We start from the raw sequence: 21,991 nt of genomic DNA on the forward strand, positions 1-21,991 counted from the left end.
ATGGCGCGGGCGGCAGTGATTGACAAACCCCAGCCTCTGGGGCAGGAGGTGACGACGGGAAGTGCGGCCGGCCGCCACACGCGCATTGCGCTGATCGGCAACCCCAACTCGGGCAAGTCTTCGCTGTTCAACCAGCTGACGGGCCTCAACCAGAAGGTGGGCAACTTCCCCGGCGTGACGGTGGACCGCAAAACCGGCTCGGCCCAGCTCACCGCCCAGCACCGGGCCGACATCATCGACCTGCCCGGCACCTACTCGCTATACCCTAAAAGCCTCGACGAGAAGGTCATCACCGACCTGCTCTACGACCAGGCCGCCAGCGAGTACCCCGACTTCGTGGTCGTTACGGCCGACGCTTCGAACCTGAAGCGCAACCTGCTGCTGTTCACCCAGCTGGCCGACTTGCAGCTGCCCATGGTGTTGGCCCTCAATATGATGGATACGGCGGCCCAGCACGGCATCCAGATCGACGTGGAGGAGCTGCAGCGGCAGCTGGGCGTGCCCATCATCCCGATGAATGCCCGCAAGGGCGTGGGCGTGACGGCCCTCAAAATCGTGATGGCGCAGGAGCTGGGGCCGCCCACCGAGACGTTCTACGAGCCCTCGGAAGAGCTGTTGCCGATGATCCGGCAGATCCGCTACTACTTCAACCTGCACAACGACTACCTCGCGCTGCACTACGCCCACCAGGGCGACCGGCTGCGCTTCCTGTCGGCCGACGACCGGGCCTATCTGGCCGAGCTGCGCGACAAGTACCAGTTCGACTCGATAGCTCTACAGGCGCAGGAAACCATTGCCCGGTACGCCCGCATTTCGGAGCTGCTGCTGGACGTGGTGCGCGTGACGCGGGCCGAGAAGAACGAGTCGTACAGCAACCGGATCGACCGGGTGCTCACCCACAAGGTCTGGGGCTACCTGATTTTCCTGGGCATTCTGTTCCTGCTCTTCCAGGCCATTTTCTCCTGGGCCGCCTACCCCATGGACCTCATCGACCAGGGCGTGGCCTGGCTGGGCAGCCAGGTGAAGCAGCTGGGCGAAGGGCCGCTCATCGACCTGCTTTCCGACGGCATCATTGCCGGCCTGGGCGGGGTGCTGATGTTCATTCCGCAGATTGCCCTGCTCTTCGCCTTCATTGCCGTGCTCGAAGAATCGGGCTACATGGCCCGCGTGACGTTCATGATGGACAAGATCATGCGCAAGTTCGGGCTGAACGGCAAGAGCGTGGTGCCGCTGATTTCGGGCATGGCCTGCGCCGTGCCGGCCATCATGAGCACGCGCACCATCGAGAACTGGAAGGACCGCATCATCACCATTTTCGTGGTGCCGCTGATGTCGTGCTCGGCGCGCATCCCGGTGTACACGGTGCTGGTGGCCCTGGTGGTGCCCGATCAGAAAGTGCTGGGCATCTTCAACCTGCAGGGCGTGGTGCTGATGGGCCTGTACCTGCTGGGCTTCGTGTCGGCGGTACTGTCGGCCTGGGCGCTGAAAGTGCTGCTGAAGGCCAAGGAGCGCAGCTTCTTCATCATGGAATTCCCGGTGTACCGCTGGCCGCGCTGGAAAAACGTGGGGCTGACCATCGTGGAGAAGGTGAAAGCCTTCGTGTTCCAGGCCGGCAAGGTCATCGTGGCCATTTCGGTGCTGCTGTGGGTGCTGGCTTCCTACGGCCCCTCGGGCGCGCTGGACCAGGCCACGCAGCACGCCCAAACCGAGGCCGCCCGGCAGCAGCTCACGCCCGCGCAAACCGAGAACCTGGTGGCTTCCTACAAGCTCGAAAGCTCCTACGCCGGCGTGTTCGGCCGCAGCATCGAGCCGGTGGTGCGGCCCCTGGGCTTCGACTGGAAAGTGAGCATTGCGCTGCTGACCTCGTTTGCCGCCCGGGAGGTATTCGTGGGCACCATGTCGACCATCTACAGCGTGGGGCAGGACGCGGACATGAGCACCGTGCAGGACAAGCTGCGGGCCGAAAAGGACGAGAACGGGCAGCCCTTCTTCACGCCGGCCCGGGCCGCCTCGCTGCTGGTGTTCTACGTCTTCGCCATGCAGTGCGTGAGCACCCTGGCCACCACCTACCGCGAAACCAAGGGCTGGACATGGCCGCTGCTGCAGCTGGTGTACATGAGCGGCCTGGCCTACGTGCTGTCGTTGCTAACCTACCAGCTGCTGAAGTAGGCACTACCCGCCAACGCTATAAACAAACAGCCCCGGCACCGTGAAGGGCGCCGGGGCTGTTTGCGTTGTTGGCCAAAGAGAGCCTAGCGGTGTGTAATGGGCACCACCCCGTGGTAGCCGGCTGCGTCGAGGCTGAGAAAATAGAGACCCGGAGGCAGCGCGGCCACCGGAATCGATACCTCGCGGGTGGCCGGCACGCTGACGAGCTGCTGCCGGACGGTGCGGCCCAGGGCGTCGCGCAGGGTGAGCGTAGCCGTGGCCACGGGCGCATCGACGCGCAGGGTAAGTTGGTCGGCGAAGGGGTTGGGGTAAGCCGCCAGCTGTCCATCGGCCGAGCTGCGCGGCTTGGCGGCGGTAACGAAGCCGCTGAGCTTAGCTACGAACCCGTTGCCATAGTCCAGGCTGCTGGCTGCGGGAATGCTGCCGAAGCTGGCTCCCGCGCCCACGTAGCCGGCAACAAAGACGCTGCCGGCGGGGTCCGTTACCAGGCCGTAGGCGCCGTCGTAATCGGTACTGCCGGCTTTCACCGCGCCCAGCCACTGCCCGCTGGCCGCGGCAAGCTTGGCCACGAAAAGGTCGGGAGTGGGGTAGTCCAGCGGATTAGCAACCGTGTTGGCCAGGTTGGTGCTACCGAAGCTGGCGGTGGGCCCGAAAAAGCTGCCGGCCACGTACACGCCGCCGGCTCCATCGGTGGCCAGGGCATAGCCGTAGTCGTCGCCGGCGCCGCCGGCCTTGACGGCCCACTGCCAGCTGGCCACGCCGCTCGGCACCCGGGCCACGAACACGTCGCTGCTGTCGGTGCTGGTGGAGGTAAGGGAGATGGTGCCAAACGTGGCCGTGGGGCCGTGGAAGCTGCCGGTCAGGTAGAGGTTGCCGGCCGCATCGAAGGCCATGCGCCCGCCGAAGTCGTTGCGGCGGCCGCCGGCGCGCATGGCCCATTGCCACTGGCCGGCCGGGTTCAGCTGGCCCAGGAAGATGTCGCCCTCCCCGCTGCTGGTCAGTGTTGTATTGCCGAAAGCCACGCCGGCGCCGCTAAAGCTGCCGGTGAGGTAGAGGTTGCCCGCTGCATCGAAGGCCATGCTGGTAGCTTCGTCGCGGCCCGCGCCATCTACCTGGTCGGCCCACTGCCAGGTCCCGGTGCTGCCGTCGAGGCGGGCTACGTAGGCGTTGTAGGAGGAGGTGCTGTTAGAGAGCGTGGTGCTGCCGAACGTAAGCGGGCTGCTGTTGCCGCTCCCGCAGACGTACACCCGGCCCGTGGCATCGACCGCAACGTGGTTGCTGTAATCCGAGTCGGGGCCGCCGCCTTTGCTGACCCACTGCCACTGCCCGCTGGCGTTGAGCTTGCCCACGAATACGTCGTCCGTGGCGTAGTTGCCGCGAGTGTTATCGTTGTTGGTGAGCGAGAAGCTGCCAAAGTCTGCGCTGAGGCTGCCGAAGCTGCCGCTCACGTACACGTTGCCCGCCGCGTCGAGGGCCACGGCCGAACTCGATTCGTAGCCCTCGCCACCGCCCTGCACCGCCCAGAGCCATTGCCCGGAGGCATCCAGCTTGCCCACGAACAGGTCGGCCTCGCCGTTGCTGACCAGCGTGGTCGTGCCGAAACTCACCGTCCCGTTGAAGTTGCCGACCACGTAGAGGCTGCCGTTAGCGTCGCGGGCCACGCCGTTGGTGTAGTAGCCGCTGCTGCCGACGTTGGAGGCGGCCCACTGCCAGGCGCCGGCCGCATTCAGCTTGGCCACCAGGACGTTGCTGCCATTGCCGTTGCTGGGCAGTACGCTGTTGCCCGCGGTCAGGCGGCCGCTATAAAACTCGCCCGATACAAGCACGTTGCCGCTGGCATCGAGGGCCACGTCGCTGGCATCTTCGCCGCGCGTGCCGGTGGCCTTGCTGGCCCACTGCCACTGCCCGCTGGCGTTGAGCTTGGCCACGTACAGGTCCGATTCGGTGTACGTAAAGCCGGTTGGCGTGGGCGTAGAGTTGGTGAGCGTCAGGGTGCCAAACGCGGCGGTGGGGCTGCGGAAGGAGCCGGCCACAAAGGCGTTGCCGGCCGCGTCGACGGCAATGCCCCGCACCATGTCGTCGCTGGAGCCGCCGGCTTTGCTGGCCCACTGCCATTGGCCGCTGGCATTAAGCTTGGCCACGTAGACCTCGGAGAAAGAAGACGTTGAAGAGCCGGTGGTAACCGTCGCCGTGCCGAAGGTGACCGTGCCGCTGAAGTTGCCGGCTGCGTACACGTTGCCGGTGGCATCGGTGGCCAGGCTCACGCCGTAGCCGTAGCCCGTCCCACCCGCCTTGCTGGCCCACTGCCAGGTACCTGCCGCCGCCGTCAGCTTGGCCACGAACAGGTTGGAGAAGCCGCTGCCCGTCAGCGGATAAGTCCCGAAAGTGGCGGGGTTGCTGGCGTAGGTACCGGTGATGTAAACCCCGCCGTTGCCGTCCACGGCTAGTCCGCTGGCTTGGTCCGTGTTGGCGCCTCCGGCCTTGCTGGCCCAGAGCCACTGGCCGGCCGCGTTGAGCTTGGCCACGAAGATGTTGTAGCTGTAAGGACCGGGCTGGGCCGCGCCGCTGGTGAGCGTGGTGCTGCCGAAGCTGGCGCTGGCGCTGGCGAAGTGCCCCGTTACGTACACGTCGCCGGCCGCGTCGAGGGCCAGATCCACGCCGAAGTCGGCGTCGGGGCCGCCGGCTTTCACGGCCCACTGCCACTGGCCGGTGCCGTTGAGCTTGGCCACGAACACGTCGGGCGAGGGGTACTGGCTGGGGTCGTTGTTGGTGAGCGTGGTGCTGCCGAAGCTGGCGGTGCGCCGCTCGCCGCCGAAGGTGCCGGTCAGGTACGCGTTGCCCGCTGCATCCAGGGCCAGCCCCGTCGGTGAAGCACCGGCTACCTTAATGGCCCACTGGTACTGCCCGCTGGGGTTCAGCTTGGCCACAAACATATTGCCTTGGTCCGAGCTGGTGAGGGTGATGCTGCCCAGGGAAATCGATTGTTGGAAGTAGCCCGCCACGTACACGTTGCCGGCTGCATCGGTGGCGGTGCAGTTAGCAAGCGAACCGCTGCTGCTGGGGCGCGCGGTGGCTTGACTTGCCCACTGCCAGCTTTGCGCTTGGGCACCAAAACCAAGTAGATAGAACGCCACGAGCAGCAGGGCCCGCGAAGCAGGTCGCAAAAGGGCTCGGGGTGCGAAAAAAGGAGGTAAATACGTGAGCATAAGCCAGCAGAAAGAGCGTAGAAAAGACAAAAATAGGGCACGCTGGATCGTACTTGATAGAGAATAGCATATAAATAATTCGGCTCCGGGTGGAGGACCGGAGCCGTTAGGTAATGCCCGTGGTGAAACCGGCCCGTATTGGCTGCGGAGAGGCTACACCCCAAGTAGAAACACCGCGGGCTGCTTGTGGATATCCGGCAGTCCAGCCTTTTTCCAGCCCGCCACGGTGTCGGTGCGCAGGTACTCGTTTGGGGCCGTCAGGTTGGCGGCAATGCAGAGGCGGGTGTTGGGCTGCAGGGCGGCCAGCAGGTCCTCCAGCAGCTGTCCGTTGCGGTAGGGCGTTTCGATGAAGAGCTGGGTCTGGTGCTGGCTGAGGGCCGTGCGCTCCAGGTTTTTTACGGCCGCCGTGCGCTTGCCCCGCTCGATGGGCAGGTAGCCGTGAAAGGCGAAACTCTGCCCGTTCATCCCCGAGCCCATCAAGGCCAGCAGCAGGGACGAGGGCCCGACCAGCGGCACCACCCGCACACCCACGCGGTGCGCCTCGCGGGCCAGCAGGGCGCCGGGGTCGGCAATGCCCGGGCAGCCGGCTTCCGACAGCACGCCGGCGTCGAGGCCGTCCTTGAGCATCACCTGCAGCGCGGCTTTCACCTGGGCATCGGTGGAGTCCTTATCGATGATGCTGAGGCGCAGCTCCTCAATCACCTGGGCCGGCGCCACCTGCTTGATGAAACGCCGGGCCGTGCGGGCATTTTCGACCAGGAAGTAGCGCAGCGCGGCCACCTGCGCCGGCACCTGCGGGGGCAGCACCTGCGCGGCCGTATCGTCGGCCAGCACCGTGGGAATGAGGTAGAGCGTGGGCATATGAGTGGATGAGTGGATAAGTAGATGAGCAGATGAGTAGCTGGGCGGACTTTTCACCCAGTCATCTGCTCATCCACTCATCGGCTATTGATTCACAAACGCCGTCACCAGCTCGAACACCTCCTGCGGCTTTTCGGCGTGCACCCAGTGGCCGGCGTCGACGATGGTTTCCACCTGCGAGTTCGGAAACAGGGCCGGAATGCCGTGCAGCTTGTCGTCGGCGTTGACGTAGTCGGACTTGCCGCCGCGGATGAATAGGGCCGGCTTCAGGAAGGGCTGGGCGGCGGTAATTTCCTCGCCCAGGGCGGCCACGCCGGCGGTCAGCACCGGCAGGTTGATGCGCCAGGCGAAGGCGTTGTCCTCGCGGCGGTAGAGGTTTTTGAGCAGAAACTGCCGCACGTCGGGCTGCCGGATGTGCCGGGCCAGGGCGTCGTCGGCCTGCTGGCGGTTTTCGATACCCGCAAAATCCAGCGCGTTCAGGCCCTCGATGACGTCGTCCTGGTGCTCCATATCGGAGAAGCGCGGGGCAATGTCGACCACGATAATCTGGCGGACGCGCTCCGGGTGGTCGAGGGCGAAGCGCATGGCCACTTTGCCGCCCATGCTGTGGCCCATCAGGGTAGTGTCGGCCGGGAGCTGGAGCTGGTCGAAGAGGCCCAGCACGTCCTCGGCCATGAGGGCGTAGGTGTGCTCGGCGGCGTGCGGGGAGCGGCCGTGGTTGCGCAAATCCACCAGGATGACGCGGAAGTGCGCGGCCCACTGCCGGGCCAGCGTCTGCCAGTTGTCGAGGGTGCCGAACAGGCCGTGCAGGATAACCAGCGGCCGGCCCTGGCCTTGTTCGCGGAAATTCAGCTGTAGCATACGCCGGCAAAGGTCGGAAACCCTGGCTAAACAAGCCGGCCCCGCCGCAGCAATGGCCGCGACGGGGCCAGTGGCAGAGTGCTAGGCTCGTTGCAGGGCTTGCTACGCCGAGGTTACAATATGTTGAATGGGAACCGGGGCAGTTTCCCGGGCCAGCGGCAGCGAAAACGTGACGGTGGTGCCCAGGCCGGGCTTGCTCTGGAGCTGAAGCTGCCCGCCCTGCCGCTGCACGAAGGCCTGGCACAGCGGCCAGCCCAGCCCGGTGCCCGAGCGGGCGTGCTGGGGCCGGGCCGGCGCGTGGTCCGGGTTCAGCAGCGTGGCTACCTGCTCGGGGCTCATGCCGCTGCCCGTGTCGGCCACCTGCACCAGCACCTCGCCCGGGGTGGTGGCGCGCACGGCGCTGAGGCGGATGCTGCCGCCGCGGGGCGTGAAGCGCAGCGCGTTGCCGAGCAGGTTGCGGAGCACGGTGCGGGTCATGTGGGCGTCGGCCCAGGCGGCCAGGCCCTCGGGCGCCGAGCAGGTCATCGTAATCTGGCGGGCTTCGGCGGCGCTCTGGTGCAGCTCCACCGCCTCCAGGAGCAGCTCGTCTAGCATCAGCACGGCCGGCTCAAAGGCCAATTCGCCGGTTTCCGTCACGGCCCAGTTCAGCAGGTTGTCGAGCAGGCCGTTGAGGTGCTGGGCCGACTGCCGCACCTGCGCGGGCAGGCGGCGCAGGCCCTCTTCGTCGCCCCGGCGCAGGTAGAAGTCAATCAGCTCCGTCACGCCCACGAAGGAGGTGACCGGGCCGCGCAGGTCGTGGGCCACGATGGAGTAGAGGCGGTCCTTGCTGGCGGCCAGGCGGCGGGTATCGGCGTTGGCCTGCTCCAGGGCGGCGTGGTGGCGGGCCAGGGCCTGGCGGCTGCGGCGCAGCTTCCAGGTGAGGGTGCCCACGCCGGCCAGGCCCAGCAGCAGGGTGGCTACCACCGCCCACAGCACGCGGTTGCGCAGCTGCTGCAGCTGGGCGCGCTGGGTCAGCAGCCGGATCTGGTGTTCCTTGGCGCGGGTTTCGTAGCGCGTCTGCAGGGCCGAGAGGGTGCTCAGGCGGGCTTTGCTGTTGAGCGTGTCGTTCAGGGCCACGTAGAGCTGCCGCCAGCCGTAGGCCTGCTCGTAGTCCTGGCGCACCTCGTTGATGCCGGCCAGGATGTCGTAGGCATCGAGCACGCGCTCGGGAAAGCTGATGCGGCGGGCCAGGGCCAGGGCGCGGCGGGCCAGCTCCTCGGCCTCGTCGGGCTCGTTGCGCAGCAGCAGGACGGTGGCCAGCATGGTCAGCTGGCTGGCTTCCACGCGCTGGTTGTGGGCGGCCTCGGCCAGGGTGAGGGCTTTGCGCAGCAGTCCTTCGGCCACGTCGAGGCGCTCCTGGCGCAGGTAGTAGGTGCCCAGGTGCCCCACGTACACCGATTCGCCGCTCAGGTCGCCGTGGCGGTGGGCCAGCTGCATGGCGCGGCGGGTGTAGAGCAGCCCGTCGGCGGTGTGGCCCATGTAGAAGGAGAGGCCGCCGAGGTTGCCGAGCAGCATCAGCTGGGTGCGCACGCTCACGCCCGGCTCGCGCAGGTGCTCCAGGCCCAGGCGGTAGTTGCGCAGGGCACTGGTGGTGTCGCCCCGCTCGTGGTGAATGCCGCCCATGCCCGCGTAGCCCCGCACGATGCCGTCGGCGTTGTGCAGCTTCTGGGCCAGCGTCAGGGCCTGCTGCTGCAGTTGCAGGGCGTGCGGGCCGTCGGAAAGGTTGGCGTAGCAGCTGCCCAGGTAGAGCAGGGCGTAGAGCAGCCCGGGCTGGTCGTGCAGGCGGCGGGCCAGGGTCACGGCCTGCTCGCCGTAGGGCAGGGCGCGGGTGGGGGCCACGTCGTGCAGGCCGTAGCAGAGCTGGTTCAGGGCCCGCACCCGGCTGGTATCCGCGGGCAGGACGCGCAGGCGCTGCCGTAGCCGGGCAAGGGCTAGCGTGTCCTGGGCGCGCGCGGGCAGCACGCTCCCAAGCAGGAGCAACCAGAGCGGAATCCACCGCATGTAGGGCAACAGGTGTGTGTGGTAAGCGGAGCAAAGGCGGCCCCCGTCCGAAGCCGGTAGCCGCCCTGAAGATAATAGCTCGGGCTAGGTTTCAATAAGGTGGGGCTACAGCCAGCAAAACCAGCGGCGCACCGGCTGCAGGTGGGTGTTGCGCAAAAATTCGGCCAGCGGCCCCAGATCCGTCAGCAGCGAGGTCAGCTCCAGGGTGCGGCCGTCGCGCAGGTGCAGGCGCAGGTACTCGTAGTTACTCCAGAACGCGCGCCGCGCCCGGCAGCGGCAGTACTCCACCCGCTCGATGTCGTGGCGCGCGAAGGGCACCGGCACGGGCCCCTCGTACACTTCCAGGGTATTCTGGCGCGCGTCGAAGAGCAGGGTGGTGCGGCGGTTGCGGCGGTAGTACTGCGCGTGCAGCAGCAGGCTGGGAGCGGCAAAACCCAGTATCACCGCGCCGAGCAGGCCCAGCAGGCCGATTTCCCACCAGCTGCGCGGACCTACCAGCAGGGGCCGGAACAGGGGCAGGGCCACGCACAAACTGGCCAGCGGCCAGATCAGCAGCTGCACCCCGCGCCAGTACGTAACCTGAAACACCGTGCGCCGCCGCCCCAGCAGGCGCAGCGCCCACTGCAGCAGCAGGCTGGCTACCCCCAGCGCCAGGGCCAGCTGCACCACCGGCCAGAGCAGGCGCCGCACCTACCCGACGATGATGGCCGGCTCGTCGGCCGCCTTACGGGCGCGCAACTGGCCAAACGGCTCGGCCGGCACGCCGGCCGCTTGCAGCAGGGCTTCCACCGCGGCCTGGCCGGCGGGCGTCACGCAGATCAGCAGGCCACCGGAGGTTTGCGGGTCGCAGAGCCACTGGCGCTGTTCCTCCGTGATGGCGCCGATTTTGTGGCCGTAGGAGGCCCAGTTGCGGTTGGTGCCCCCCGGTACGGCGCCCTGCTGCCGGTAGCTTTCGGCCGCTGCGATGCGGGGCACCCGCGCAAAGTCGATTTCGGCGGTGAGGCCGCTGCCTTCGGCTACTTCGGCCAGGTGGCCCAGCAGGCCGAAGCCCGTCACGTCGGTCATGGCCTTCACTTCGGCCAGGCGGCCCAGCGGCTCGCCGAGCTTGTTGAGCTGCATCATCTGCCGCGGGGCCAGCTGGGCGTCTTCCTCGCGCAGCAGGCCTTTCTTCTGGGCCGTGGTGAGCATGCCCACGCCCAGGGGCTTGGTCAGGTACAGCAGGCAGCCTTCGGTGGCGGTGTCGTTGCGCTTCAGGTGCTGGAGGTCGACCAGGCCGTTCACCGCCAGGCCGAAGATGGGCTCGGGCGAGTCGATGCTGTGGCCGCCGGCCAGGGCAATGCCGGCCTCGGCGCAGATGCTGCGCCCGCCTTCGATAACGCGCCGGGCCACTTCGGGCGCCAGCTTATCGACGGGCCAGCCCAGGATGGCAATGGCCAGCACCGGCCGCCCGCCCATGGCGTACACGTCCGAAATGGAGTTGGCCGCCGCGATGCGCCCGAAGTCGTACGCGTCGTCGACGATGGGCATGAAGAAGTCGGTGGTGCTGATGAGCGCCTGCCCGCTGCCCAGGTCGTACACGGCCGCGTCGTCGCGCGAGGCGTTGCCGACGAGCAGGCGCGCGTCGGGGGCCTGGGGCACGGTGGTGTGCAGAATCTGGTCGAGCACCGAGGGCGCGATTTTGCAGCCGCAGCCGGCGCCGTGGCTGTATTGGGTCAGGCGAATGGCCTCGGTGGCGGTGGGAGCGGGGGTATCAGCGTTCATAGGAAGGCGAAGTTACAAGGGTATAAGCGCCCAGACTCCCTACCGCGCCCAGGCCGCCTGCTGCAGCACCACGCGGTAGCCGTCGGGGTCCTGGAAGGTCAGGCCCTGCTGGTCCCAGTACGGATTGTGGGCGGGCACGGGCGCGAAACCCGCCCGGCGCATCCGGTCCACGGCCGCCCGCCAGGCCTCGGCCTCGGGCAAGTAGAAGATCAGCAGGTGCTCGGCGGAGGGGGCGCCGCCGGCCGCGTGGCCCCGCTCCCGGGTGAATTCCAGGTGGTACGGCGCCTGCGCGTGGCCCAGCATCAGCCCGTCGAAGCCGTCGTGGTCGGTGAACTGCCCGATGACCTCAAAGCTCAGCCCGTCGCGGTAGAAGGGGAGCAGGGCGGCCAAGTCGTTGGTGGGGCGGGCGACGCGCAGCGTGGGGTAAGGCATAAGCGGGGCGGGTTAGGCGGGCTGCCGCCCGGGCCACTGCCGCACGGCGGCCAGCACCCGGTCGGCGTTGGCTTCGGCGTCGCAGCCGTCGGCGGGCACGCGCAGCACGTTCGGGCGGCCTTCGAGGCCGTGCGCGTAGGTCCGGTCGTAGTAGTCGAGCACCAGGGACACCATCTTCTCCATATCCTCGTCGCCGATGGCGGCCAGGGCTTCGCGGGTGGCCAGGCCGCCGAGGCGCTTGCGCAGGCGCAGGATGGCGGCGGCCAGCGCGCCCGGGTCGTGGCGGCCGTACTCCTCGGCCAGCTTCTGCACCCGGGCGGCGCGCGGCACTTCCAGCACCACCAGCGGGGCCTCCCGCAGCTGGGCGTAGAACGGCCCGGGCACGGCCACCGAGCCGATGGTGCGGCTTTCATCCTCCACCCACAGCCGCGTGGCGTCGGGCGGCGTGAGGTGCAGCTGCCAGGCCAGATCGTTTTCAAACTGCTCCGTCGTCGGCTGCGGCCCCTGCCCGATGGCCCCGAACGAGGAGCCCTTGTGGTGGGCCAGACCTTCGAGGTCGAGGATGGCCTCCTCGCGCCGGGCCAGGGCGTGCAGCACGTCGGTCTTGCCCGAGCCGGTGAGCCCGCCGAGTACCACCAAAGGCTGCGGCTGCTCAAACGACGCCAGCGCCCAGCGACGGAAATCCTTGTAGCCCTTATCGAGCAGGTGCACCCGGAAGCCGGCCAGCTCCAGCAGCCACTGCATGGCCCCGGAGCGCATGCCGCCGCGCCAGCAGTGCAGGCGCACTTCCTTGCGCGGCGCCAGCTTCTGCGCGGCCTTCACCACCTGGCTCATCCGCGGCCCGAAGAAGTCCAGCCCCAGCAGAATGGCTTTGTCCGGGCTCACGCGCTTGTAGGTCGTCCCGATCTGGGCCCGCTCGTCGTCGGAGAAGATGGGGAAGCTCACGGCCCCGGGAATGTGCCCCTGGGCGTACTCCAGCGGCGCCCGCGCGTCGAAAATGGGCGCGTCGGCCGGGCCGGAAAGGAAGTCGGAGAGGGGAAGGCGGGGCAAGGCGGTGAACTAGTGAGGTGGTGAAATGGTGAGCTGATGTTCTGGTGAAGCAAGCTGCCGGGCAACTCACCATTTCACCGTCTTACCACCTCACTGCAGCTGCCGCAAGTACTGCTGAATGGTGTTTTCCAGGCCCAGGTACAGCGCGTCGCAGATGAGCGCGTGGCCGATGCTGACTTCGGCCAGGCCGGGCAGCTGCTGGTGCAGGAAGGCGAGGTTGTCGAGGTCGAGGTCGTGGCCGGCGTTTACGCCCATGCCGAGCTGCTGGGCCAGGGCGGCGGCGGCGCGGTAGGGGGCCACGGCGGCTTCGCGGCCCTGGTGGTAGCCCGAGGCGTAGGCTTCGGTGTACAGCTCGATGCGGTCGGTGCCGGTGCGGGCGGCGGCGCGTACCAGCTCCTCCACCGGGTCGAGGAAAATGCTCACCCGGCAGCCCATCTGCTTGAACTCCTGCACGATGCCGCGCAGATAATCCTGGTGGCGGATGGTGTCCCAGCCGGCGTTGGAGGTAATGGCGTCGGGCGCGTCGGGAACCAGCGTCACCTGCTCGGGGCGCACCGCGCGCACCAGCTCGATGAAGTCCGGCGTGGGGTTGCCCTCGATGTTGAACTCGGTGGTGACCAGCGGCTTCAGGTCATGCACGTCCTGGTAGCGGATGTGCCGCTCGTCGGGGCGCGGGTGCACCGTGATGCCCTCGGCGCCGAACCGCTCACAGTCGCGGGCGACCAGCAGCAGGTCGGGGCGGTTGTGGCCGCGGGCGTTCCGCAGGGTGGCAATTTTGTTGATGTTTACGCTTAGCTTCGTCATGAATCCCGGAATTAGCGGATTTTTGCCGCCCCAAAGGTGGTGAAATGGTGAGATTGTGAAGTGGTGAGTGTCGTTCCGATGGCATGTATCCGCGTATCATCTGCCCTCTTTCATCGGTCTAGGGCAATGGCCCAAGGCACTTGCCTGCGCCGCGTGGCCGTCAACTCACCATTTCACAATCTCACCATTTCACCACCTATGACCCTGAAAGAGCGCATCGACGCCGATATCAAGCAGGCCATGCTGGCCAAAGACAAAGTGCGCCTGACCACCCTGCGCAGCATCAAGTCGCAGATCATGCTGGCCGAAACCGCCGAAGGCGCCCACGGGGCCGTCACCGCCGATGCCGAGCTGAAGCTGCTCAACAAAGCCGCCAAGCAGCGCCGCGAAGCCGCCGAAACCTACCAGCAGCAGTTCCGCTCCGACCTGGAAGAAGTGGAGCTGGCCGAGCTGGCCATCATCGAGGAGTACCTGCCCGCCCAGCTCTCCGAAGCCGACCTGGTAGAGCGCCTCGTCGAAATCATCCGCCGCGTAGGCGCCACCGGCCCCTCCGACCTGGGCAAGGTGATGGGCGTGGCCGCCCGCGAGCTGTCGGGCCAGGCCGACGGCAAAGCCATTTCCCAGACCGTCAGCCACCTGCTGAACAACACCAATTTCTAATGTGCTAATGCGGGAATGTGCTGACGTGCTAATGATCAACAGGTTGATAGCACTTCGGCACACTTCCTCACTAATGTGCTAGTGCGGGAATGTGCTGATGTGTTAATGATCAACAGGTCGATAGCACATCCGCACATTCCCGCACATTAGCACATCAGCACATCCCTCCACATCAGCACATTAACCTCATGTCCGGCTTCGACCTGCTCTTGCTGATGCCCCTCGCGGTGGGGGCGGTGAAAGGTTTCCGGCGCGGCATCGTGCTGGAAGTCGTGTCGCTGCTGGCCTTCGTGCTCGGCGTCGTCGGCGGGCTGAAGCTGCTGGGTAAGGCCATTCCGCTGGTGCGGCACTACGTGGGCGAGGCCTTCGGCATGCTGCCGCTGGTGTCGTTTCTGCTGGTGTTTGCCCTCATTGCCTGGGGCGTGCACATGGCCGGCGGCCTGCTCAAAAGCATGATTCACCTCACGCCCTTCGGCATGCTCGACAACCTGCTGGGCGGGGCTGCCGGGGTACTGAAGTGGGTGCTGGGCCTGAGCCTGCTGCTCTACGCCACCGGCCTGGCTGGCCTGCCCCTGGGCCGCGACCTGACTCACGGCTCCATGGTGTTGCCGCTGGTGCAGGACGCCACGCCCGTGGCCCTCAACGTGGTCGGCCTCGTCATGCCCTTCGCCTCCGAATTGCTCAGCACGCTGCGGAACGTTTTCTAGCGGTGAAATGGTGAACTGGTGAAATAGTGAGTGCTGTTCTGGCCTCCCGGACGTCAAGCTCACCGTTTCACCAGTTCACCAACTCGCCAGTTCACCGCCATGCGCCTGCTGCTGCTCGACAACTTCGACTCGTTCACCTACAACCTGCTGGATTACCTGCGGCAGCTAGGGGTGGAGGTCGTGGTGCGGCGCAACGACACCCCGCTGCCCGAGCTGCTGGCCCTCGATTTCGACGCCGTGGTGTTGTCGCCGGGGCCGGGCACGCCGCGCAAGGCGGGCGTGATGATGGAGCTGTTGGCTGCCGTCTACGAGCGGGTGCCGGTGCTCGGTGTCTGCCTCGGGCACCAGGCTTTGGGCGAGTTTTTTGGGGCCGAGCTGCGGCGCGGCGCCCGGCCCATGCACGGCAAGGTGTCGGAAATCGAGCTGAACATTGAGTCGAACATTGGGTCGAACCAAAGCGCCGAAGCGCTGTTTGAAGGGCTGCCGGCGCGCATACCCGTTACGCGCTATCATTCGTTGGTGCTCAGCCAGCTGCCCGCCGCGCTGCTGCCGCTGGCCCGCACCGCCGACCCTTCGGCCGAACTAATGGCCCTGCGCCACCGTACCCTTCCGCTCTACGGCGTGCAGTTTCACCCCGAAGCCCTGCTCACTCCCCACGGGCTGGCTCTGCTGCGCAATTGGGTCCGGATTGCGTATCATTGCACGAATACGGCCGCCCCGGCGGCTCCGCCCGCGGCGCACACAGACCACGATGGAATTGCAGATTAAGCAGCACAACGGATTCAAGTACGTCGACGAAGGCCAGGGCGAAGTCCTGCTGCTGTTGCACGGTCTGTTCGGCGCGCTGAGCAACTGGCAGGGCGTGGTCGACGAGTTTGCCCGCACCCACCGCGTGGTCATTCCCATGCTCCCGATCTACGACATGCCGCTCACCCGGGCCGGCATTTCGGGTTTGGTCGACTTCGTGGAGGACTTCACCAAGGCCATGAGCCTGACCCAGCCGGCCGTGGTGCTCGGCAACTCCCTCGGCGGCCACGTGGCGCTGGTCTACGCCCTGCGCAACCCGCAGCGCATCAGGCAGATGGTGCTGACCGGCAGCAGTGGCCTGTTCGAGGACAGCATGGGCGGCTCCTTCCCGCGCCGTGGCGACTACCAGTACGTGCAGGAGCGCGTGGCCTACACCTTTTACGACCCGAAGGTGGCCACCAAGGATTTGGTCGATGAGGTGTTCGACGTTACCAATTCCAACGCTAAGTGCCTGCGCATCATTGCCATTGCGCGCTCGGCTCAGCGGCACAACGTGGCCAAGGACCTCGGCAAGATCAAGGCGCCCACGCTGCTGATCTGGGGCCTAAACGACACCATCACCCCGCCGGTCGTCGCCCACGAGTTTCACCGCCTGCTGCCCCACTCCGAGCTGCACTTCCTCGACCACTGCGGCCACGCGCCCATGATGGAGCGGCCGCAAGCCTTCAACCGCCTGCTGCAGCAGTTTCTGACGCCCGCCGCCAGCCCGGCCGCCACCCCGGCGTAGCATTTCTGCCCGCCACCCCGTAGTTTACCCCGACGATTGCGTTGTTGCGGCGCCAATTACTCCGGCGCGGCATGCAACCGAACCCGTCCCTTGGCGCTTCTATAGGGAAGCCGACTCGGGCCGTTCCCTCACCGCTTACCCCGAGCCGCCATGCATTCGATGCTCGCCGAAGACCTGCTCAACCAGATGATTCCGCCGCTGAAGGTGTCCGACTCCGCCGGCAAAGCCGCGCGCTGGCTGGAAGAATTCCACGTGGATCAGCTGCCGGTGGTACAAAACCGGCAGTACCGCGGCATGATTACCGAAGCCGACCTCATCGACGTGGCCGCCGACCCCGAGCAGCTGCTTTCGGCCCTGCCCTTCGGCTACTCCGACGTGCACGTGCAGCGCGACCAGCACTTCTACACCGTCATGGAGCTGGCCATCCGCAACAAGGTGCAGCTCGTGCCCGTCCTCGACGACCAGCGCGAGTACCTGGGTGTGGTAACGGTGGGCGACACCCTGGCCGCCTTCGGCCAGACGCCCGGCAGCACCGGCGAAAACGGTATCATCGTGCTGGCCCTGGAGGAGCGCGACTATTCGCTGAGCCAGATCAGCCGCTACGTGGAGGAAAACAACGCCAAAATCCTCAGCGCCCACGTGTCAGAAGACCCCGACGACGCGCGCCGCATCCGCCTGACGCTGAAAATCAACACCAGCAACCTCAACCGCATCGTGGCCACGCTGGAACGCTTCGGCTACGTCATCACGGCCCAGTTCAGCGGCACCGGCGAAATTTCCGAGTCCGACCAGGACCGCCTCGACGCGCTGCTGCGCTACCTCAGCCTCTAAGGTGCGCCTGAGCTTGCTCGTCGTCGGCCTGTGGCTGGCGGCGGTTTCGGTAGGGTGGGGGAGGCCGGTCGGCGGCTGGGTACGAAATGACATGGCCTTGGCCGCCCCGCCCGATACGCTGCGGCGCGCCAATCTGGACAGCCTGCTGCAAAGCCAGTGCGGCGGCTACGCCCAGGTTCGCATCCAGCAGATTCTCTTCGTCGGCAACGAAGTCACCAAGGAGCGCGTGCTGCGGGCTGAGCTGGACATCCACGAGGGCGACACATTGCTGACCCCAGATGTGGTGAAGCGCCTGGAGCGCAACCGCCGCCGGCTGTTCAACCTGCAGCTGTTCAACCAGGTAAACCTGCAGCTTACCTGCCGCGACGGGGAGCTAATTGTGCTCTACAGCGTGCAGGAGCGGTGGTACACCTTCCCGGTACCCATCTTCTCCCTGGCTGACCGCAACTTCCGCTCCTGGCTGGCGCGCCCCGACCGGTGGCGCCGCATCGACTACGGCGTGCACGTGTCGCGTGCCAACTTCCGGGGCCGCAACGAGCAGCTCTACGGCAACCTGCAGCTGGGCTTCAACCGCAAGTACGAGCTGTTCTACATCCGGCCCATGCTCGGGCGCCACCGCCTCGGCCTGTCGGCCGGCGCCTCGCTCTACCAGGCCCGCGCCGTTGACTACACCACCCGCGGCGACGTGCTGCAGGCGTTTCGGGCCGATAACAACTTCCCCATCCAGCGCTGGTACCTGACTGGCGGTCTGCGCTGGCGCCGCACCGTGCAGCGCCTCACCACCCTGGAGGCCTACTACTACCAGGAGCGCATCACCGATTCGGTGCGCCTGTCCAATCCGGAGTATTTCCTCGGTGCCACCCGGCGCGCCTATGTCGACGTGGTGCTGACCCGCACCCTTAACCAGCGCAACACCTTCGCTTACCCGCTCACCGGCTCGTTTCTGCAGGCCAGCCTGAGTCAGCGCGTGTTCCTTTCCTCGCCGAGTCCGCCCATCACCACCGCGCTGCTCACCTATGCCCGCTACTTCAGCCTCGGCCACGGGTTCTACTACGGCGCCGGGGCCGAAGGCCGGCTGCGCCTCAGCCGCCGCCTCGCCTACGCCGACAGCCGGGCCCTGGGCTACCGCCAGGCCCTGGTGCGCGGCTACGATGCCTACGTCGTCGATGGGCGGCACTACGGCGTGCTGCGGCAGGGCCTCTCCCTGCGCGTGTTCGACGCCGGCCGGCTCAATATCCCGGTGCTCAACGACCCGCGCCTCGACCGGATTCCGCTGGTGCTCTACGCCAACGTCTTCACCGATGCGGGCTTCGTGGCCGAGCGCAGCGTACCGGTTTCGAACCGTTTGCCCAACGAACTGTTAGTCAGCGCGGGTATCGGTCTGCACCTAGTTACGTACTACGACCGGGTCTTCACCCTGGAGTACACGCGCACCATTCACGGATTCGGTGGTTTATTTGCCCGCACTGAGTTTCCCTTCTAATCCTCCGGCCCCGGCGGCCACCCTTGGCGTATGCGCATTGCCATCCTGGGAAAACCCTTCGAAGCGGACATGGCGCCGCACCTGCAGCGCCTGTTCGACGACCTCGCGGCCCGGCAGGTCCAAGTTTCCGTAGTTAAGTCGTTTCACGCGGCCCTGAGCCAGCAGCTGACGCTGCCCGATAACCTGCGCCTGTTCGACCGCGGCGACGACCTGCGTGGCACCGATTACGTGCTCAGCATCGGCGGCGACGGTACCCTGCTCGACACCGTCACTTACGTCGGCCGCCTGCAGATTCCCATCCTTGGCATCAACACTGGCCGGCTCGGCTTTCTGTCCACCGTCTCGCCCGATCAGATTACCCCGGCCCTCGATGCCCTCTTCCGCGGGCATTTCACCTTGGAGAGCCGCAGCCTGATCCACGCCGACACCGACCCCGACGTGTTCGAAGGGCTCGACTTCGGCCTCAACGAGTTTTCCATCCTGAAGCGCGACTCCTCGTCGATGATTGTGGTGCACACTTACATCGACGGCGAATATTTGAACTCCTACTGGGCCGATGGGCTAGTCGTCTCAACCCCAACGGGTTCGACCGGCTATTCGCTCAGCTGTGGCGGCCCCGTGATGCTACCGCAGACAAACAATTTCATCATTGCGCCCGTATGCCCCCACAATCTCAACGTGCGGCCACTTATCGTGCCCGACCGCAGCGTCATCTCCTTCGAGATTGAGGGCCGCAGCAACAACTTCCTGTTGTCGCTCGATTCTCGCTCGGTCACGGTCGACGCGGGCATACAAGTTGCCGTGCGGCGAGAGGCATTTGATGCCAAATTGATTAAGTTGAACCATGTAAATTTTCTGAGCACATTGCGCAGCAAACTCAACTGGGGTTTGGACCGTCGCAACCCCGCTGGATTTTCGGTATAAATCATCGGATTTTTTCTATGATTTGTTTTTATAATTCCGAGGTCCTACTACTTTTGCTGGTAACTGCAACTTGCGTCCAGGCGCAAACCCCGCTTTCCTGAACTTTGATATCATAACATCGCTCACAGTATGAAGAAACTCTTGACCCTCACCCTGACGCTGGTGCTGGCGCTGGTGCTAGTTACCAACCAGGCGAGTGCCCAGCAGTTCAGCAAGCGGAAGCAGTACAACTCCGTCGGGCTGTCCCTGAACGCCATGAACTACTTTGGCGACGTTGTGCCCAAGCCCAGCATCACCAGCCTGCGTTTCGCCGCTACGCGTCCGAACATCGGCCTGAGCTTCACCCGCCGCTTCGCCCCGCGGATTTCGGCCCGCGCTGCGTTGTCGTATGGCCGCATCACCGGCGACGACTTCAAAGCCGCTGACGATACCGATCCGGACGCCAAGTACCGCTACAACCGCAACATGAGCTTCCGCAACGACATCGTGGAATTCTCGGCGGTTGGTATCTTCGACCTGATCGAAAACCGTAACAACTATCTGAAGCGCCCTGACTTCGTTCCGTACGTATTCGCTGGTGTAGCTGTATACCACCATAACCCGAAAGGCCTCGTTGGTGCTAACGGTGTTACCGGTTCCGGCTTTGGCCTGAACGACGGGGATTGGGTTGCACTGCAGCCCCTCGGTACCGAAGGCCAGCGCCTTAACGGCGACGGCGCCTACACGCTGTGGCAGTTTTCGATTCCCTTTGGCGGCGGTGTGCGTTACAAGCTGAACAAAAGCTTCGACCTGGGTCTGGAAATCGGCTGGCGCAAAACCTTCACCGACTATCTGGATGATGTAAGCGGCAACTACTACGGCTACAGAGCGTTGGAGTCCGGTGCTGCGCAGTACTTTGGTGGTGGCAACGTGAAGAACCCCGCTGACCGCGGCGAGTTTGCTAACTTTAATGCTCCCGGCAGCATGCGCGGCAAGAGCAATGAAAAAGACTGGTACATCGTTACGGGTCTTACGCTGAACTACATCCTCGCTCCGCGCATCAAGAGCCCCAAATTCCGTTAATCAGACGTTGGCTGCTGCCAACGCAGCCTTCACCTGATGACCAAGCAACTTCTCTTCAAAACGCTCCTAGTTGGCCTCGTGCCGGCTGGGAGCGTTTTTTTTGCCCCCACTACTGCCGCCGCGCAAAACACCAGCGAAATAGGCCTTGGCCTCGGCGGGCTGAATTTTAAAGGCGACCTGGCCCCCGAATACCGCCTGCTGAATAACCGGCCTGCGGTATCGGCCTTTTACCGCAAGGATATTTCGGCCCCGGTCACGCTGCGCGGCACCGTTACTTATGGGCTATTGCGCGCCAACGACAGCGACGTGAAGGGGGAAAACGGCAACCAACTGCCGCTAGCAGGCCTTAGACAAGCCAGTATGAAAGGCTCTCTGCTGGATCTGGCCGGAACGCTCGAATACAACTTTTTCGATTACCACAACCGGCGCGACAAGCTGCATTTCACACCCTATGTGTTTGTAGGGGCCGCGGGCTTTATGGCCTTTACCCGCACCACCGGGGCGCAGTCGGGCTTCGAGCAATCCGAAAATACCCTGGGCATTGCCATACCGGCCGGCATTGGGGCAAAGCTGGCCCTGTCGCGGCACTGGAACCTCGGGCTAGAAACCGGCGCCCGCAAGGCCATTACCGACCTGATAGACCACGTGAAGGAGCAGAGCCCGGCTTTTGCCAACCGCTACGACCAGGATTGGTACTACTACACCGGGATTAGCGTGTCGTATACGTTCTACAAAATCAACTGTCCGGACCCGTACAAAGCGGACCCAAAACTGCTGCGCTAACGCACTCAGTCCCGGGCGTGTGCAACCATTTGCGTAACTTGCGGCCTCTTTTACGCAAATAGTTCGCATGTCTGCCCGCTCCGCCATTGACTCTGCCCGCATTCCTGCCCACGTGGCCGTCATCATGGACGGTAACGGACGTTGGGCCAAGAAACGGGGAGGACTGCGCATCTTCGGGCATCAAAGCGCCATTACGGCCGTTCGGGACACGGTGGAAGCCGCTGCTGAGTTGGGGATGCAATACCTCACGCTCTACGCCTTCTCCACCGAAAACTGGGGCCGGCCGAAGCACGAGGTGATGGCGCTGATGCAACTGCTGGTGCACACCATCCGGCAGGAAACGCCGACGCTGCTCAAGAACAACATCCGCCTGCAGGCCATCGGCGATACCAGCCAGCTGCCGGACGCCTGCCAGCGCGAGCTGGCGGAGGCCATGGAGCTGACGGCCGCTGGTAGCGGCACCACGCTGGTGCTGGCGCTGAGCTACAGCGGACGGTGGGATTTGGCCCAGGCGGCACGCCGCCTGGCCGAGGATGTGGTGGCCGGCAAGGTGCAACCCGCGGAAGTGGGGGAGGATCTGCTGGCGCGGTATCTGGCAACGGCGGGCATGCCCGATCCGGAACTGCTGATCCGGACCAGCGGCGAGCAGCGCATCAGCAACTTTCTGCTGTGGCAGCTGGCTTACACCGAACTATATATCACCGAGTTGCTGTGGCCGGACTTCCGGCGGGAGCATTTCTACGAAGCTGTACTGGCCTACCAGCGCCGGGAACGGCGTTTCGGCAAAACCAGTGAGCAACTGACCGTTTCGTAAGTTTTTTTT

At 65.4% G+C, this 21,991-nt stretch carries 20 protein-coding genes; 11 read left to right on the forward strand and 9 right to left on the reverse strand.

What is annotated here, in order from left to right:
- The first annotated feature begins 15 nt into the window (after positions 1-15).
- Positions 16-2,169, forward strand: coding sequence for a ferrous iron transport protein B (gene feoB, locus FDY95_RS06555; RefSeq protein WP_394348389.1), 2,154 nt, complete (start codon positions 16-18; stop codon positions 2,167-2,169).
- A gap of 83 nt (positions 2,170-2,252) precedes the next feature.
- Here the strand turns inward: feoB and FDY95_RS06560 are convergent, their stop codons facing one another.
- From FDY95_RS06560 to FDY95_RS06600, 9 genes are all read right to left on the reverse strand, one after another.
- Entirely contained in the window at positions 2,253-5,333 is a 3,081-nt protein-coding gene (locus FDY95_RS06560; protein ID WP_138075945.1) for an SBBP repeat-containing protein, read from the reverse strand.
- Positions 5,334-5,528: 195 nt separating this feature from the next.
- Positions 5,529-6,236: an SAM-dependent methyltransferase gene (locus FDY95_RS06565; RefSeq protein ID WP_138075946.1), complete on the reverse strand. Its 708-nt coding sequence runs from the start codon at positions 6,234-6,236 to the stop codon at positions 5,529-5,531.
- An 84-nt stretch (positions 6,237-6,320) separates the two neighbouring features.
- Entirely contained in the window at positions 6,321-7,097 is a 777-nt protein-coding gene (locus FDY95_RS06570) for an alpha/beta fold hydrolase (protein ID WP_138075947.1), read from the reverse strand.
- A gap of 102 nt (positions 7,098-7,199) precedes the next feature.
- A complete protein-coding gene (locus FDY95_RS06575; RefSeq protein ID WP_138075948.1) occupies positions 7,200-9,137 on the reverse strand; it encodes a sensor histidine kinase in 1,938 nt (645 codons plus the stop codon).
- Positions 9,138-9,242: 105 nt separating this feature from the next.
- The gene (locus tag FDY95_RS26230; protein WP_171025558.1) at positions 9,243-9,827 is read right to left on the reverse strand and encodes a hypothetical protein; all 585 of its coding nucleotides are present in this window, start codon (positions 9,825-9,827) and stop codon (positions 9,243-9,245) included.
- On the reverse strand, positions 9,828-10,898 hold the full coding sequence (gene selD, locus FDY95_RS06585) for a selenide, water dikinase SelD (protein WP_138075949.1): 1,071 nt from the start codon (positions 10,896-10,898) through the stop codon (positions 9,828-9,830).
- Positions 10,899-10,937: 39 nt separating this feature from the next.
- Positions 10,938-11,330: a VOC family protein gene (locus FDY95_RS06590; RefSeq protein WP_138075950.1), complete on the reverse strand. Its 393-nt coding sequence runs from the start codon at positions 11,328-11,330 to the stop codon at positions 10,938-10,940.
- Positions 11,331-11,342: 12 nt separating this feature from the next.
- Positions 11,343-12,380 carry a tRNA 2-selenouridine(34) synthase MnmH gene (gene mnmH / locus FDY95_RS06595; RefSeq protein WP_138075951.1) on the reverse strand — a complete coding sequence of 346 codons (1,038 nt, stop codon included), beginning with the start codon at positions 12,378-12,380 and terminating at the stop codon, positions 11,343-11,345.
- 90 nt (positions 12,381-12,470) lie between these two features.
- Positions 12,471-13,184 (reverse strand): pyridoxine 5'-phosphate synthase, encoded by a 714-nt coding sequence (locus tag FDY95_RS06600; RefSeq protein WP_138075952.1) that lies wholly within the window; start codon positions 13,182-13,184, stop codon positions 12,471-12,473.
- 198 nt (positions 13,185-13,382) lie between these two features.
- Here FDY95_RS06600 and FDY95_RS06605 point away from each other — a divergent pair, with 198 nt between their 5' ends.
- From FDY95_RS06605 to FDY95_RS06650, 10 genes are all read left to right on the forward strand, one after another.
- On the forward strand, positions 13,383-13,844 hold the full coding sequence (locus FDY95_RS06605) for a GatB/YqeY domain-containing protein (protein WP_138075953.1): 462 nt from the start codon (positions 13,383-13,385) through the stop codon (positions 13,842-13,844).
- A 188-nt stretch (positions 13,845-14,032) separates the two neighbouring features.
- Entirely contained in the window at positions 14,033-14,551 is a 519-nt protein-coding gene (locus tag FDY95_RS06610) for a CvpA family protein (protein ID WP_138075954.1), read from the forward strand.
- A 99-nt stretch (positions 14,552-14,650) separates the two neighbouring features.
- Positions 14,651-15,319: an anthranilate synthase component II gene (locus FDY95_RS06615; protein ID WP_138075955.1), complete on the forward strand. Its 669-nt coding sequence runs from the start codon at positions 14,651-14,653 to the stop codon at positions 15,317-15,319.
- Positions 15,303-16,085: an alpha/beta fold hydrolase gene (locus tag FDY95_RS06620; RefSeq protein WP_138075956.1), complete on the forward strand. Its 783-nt coding sequence runs from the start codon at positions 15,303-15,305 to the stop codon at positions 16,083-16,085. The genes FDY95_RS06615 and FDY95_RS06620 overlap by 17 nt, the downstream gene beginning before the upstream one ends.
- Positions 16,086-16,235: 150 nt before the next feature.
- Positions 16,236-16,916, forward strand: coding sequence for a CBS domain-containing protein (locus FDY95_RS06625; protein WP_138075957.1), 681 nt, complete (start codon positions 16,236-16,238; stop codon positions 16,914-16,916).
- 91 nt (positions 16,917-17,007) lie between these two features.
- Positions 17,008-18,399 carry a POTRA domain-containing protein gene (locus tag FDY95_RS06630; protein WP_138075958.1) on the forward strand — a complete coding sequence of 464 codons (1,392 nt, stop codon included), beginning with the start codon at positions 17,008-17,010 and terminating at the stop codon, positions 18,397-18,399.
- 30 nt (positions 18,400-18,429) lie between these two features.
- Entirely contained in the window at positions 18,430-19,323 is an 894-nt protein-coding gene (locus FDY95_RS06635; RefSeq protein ID WP_138075959.1) for an NAD kinase, read from the forward strand.
- Between the two features lie 141 nt (positions 19,324-19,464).
- Complete coding sequence (locus FDY95_RS06640) at positions 19,465-20,385, forward strand: DUF6089 family protein (protein WP_246073946.1); 921 nt, start codon at positions 19,465-19,467, stop codon at positions 20,383-20,385.
- Positions 20,386-20,421: 36 nt separating this feature from the next.
- Positions 20,422-21,168, forward strand: a complete 747-nt coding sequence (gene porG, locus FDY95_RS06645) for a type IX secretion system protein PorG (RefSeq protein WP_138075961.1) — start codon at positions 20,422-20,424, stop codon at positions 21,166-21,168.
- Positions 21,169-21,235: 67 nt separating this feature from the next.
- On the forward strand, positions 21,236-21,982 hold the full coding sequence (locus tag FDY95_RS06650) for an isoprenyl transferase (protein WP_138075962.1): 747 nt from the start codon (positions 21,236-21,238) through the stop codon (positions 21,980-21,982).
- Positions 21,983-21,991: the final 9 nt, after the last annotated feature.

Source organism: Hymenobacter jeollabukensis (genome assembly GCF_005771675.1).
Lineage (GTDB): Bacteria > Bacteroidota > Bacteroidia > Cytophagales > Hymenobacteraceae > Solirubrum > Solirubrum jeollabukense.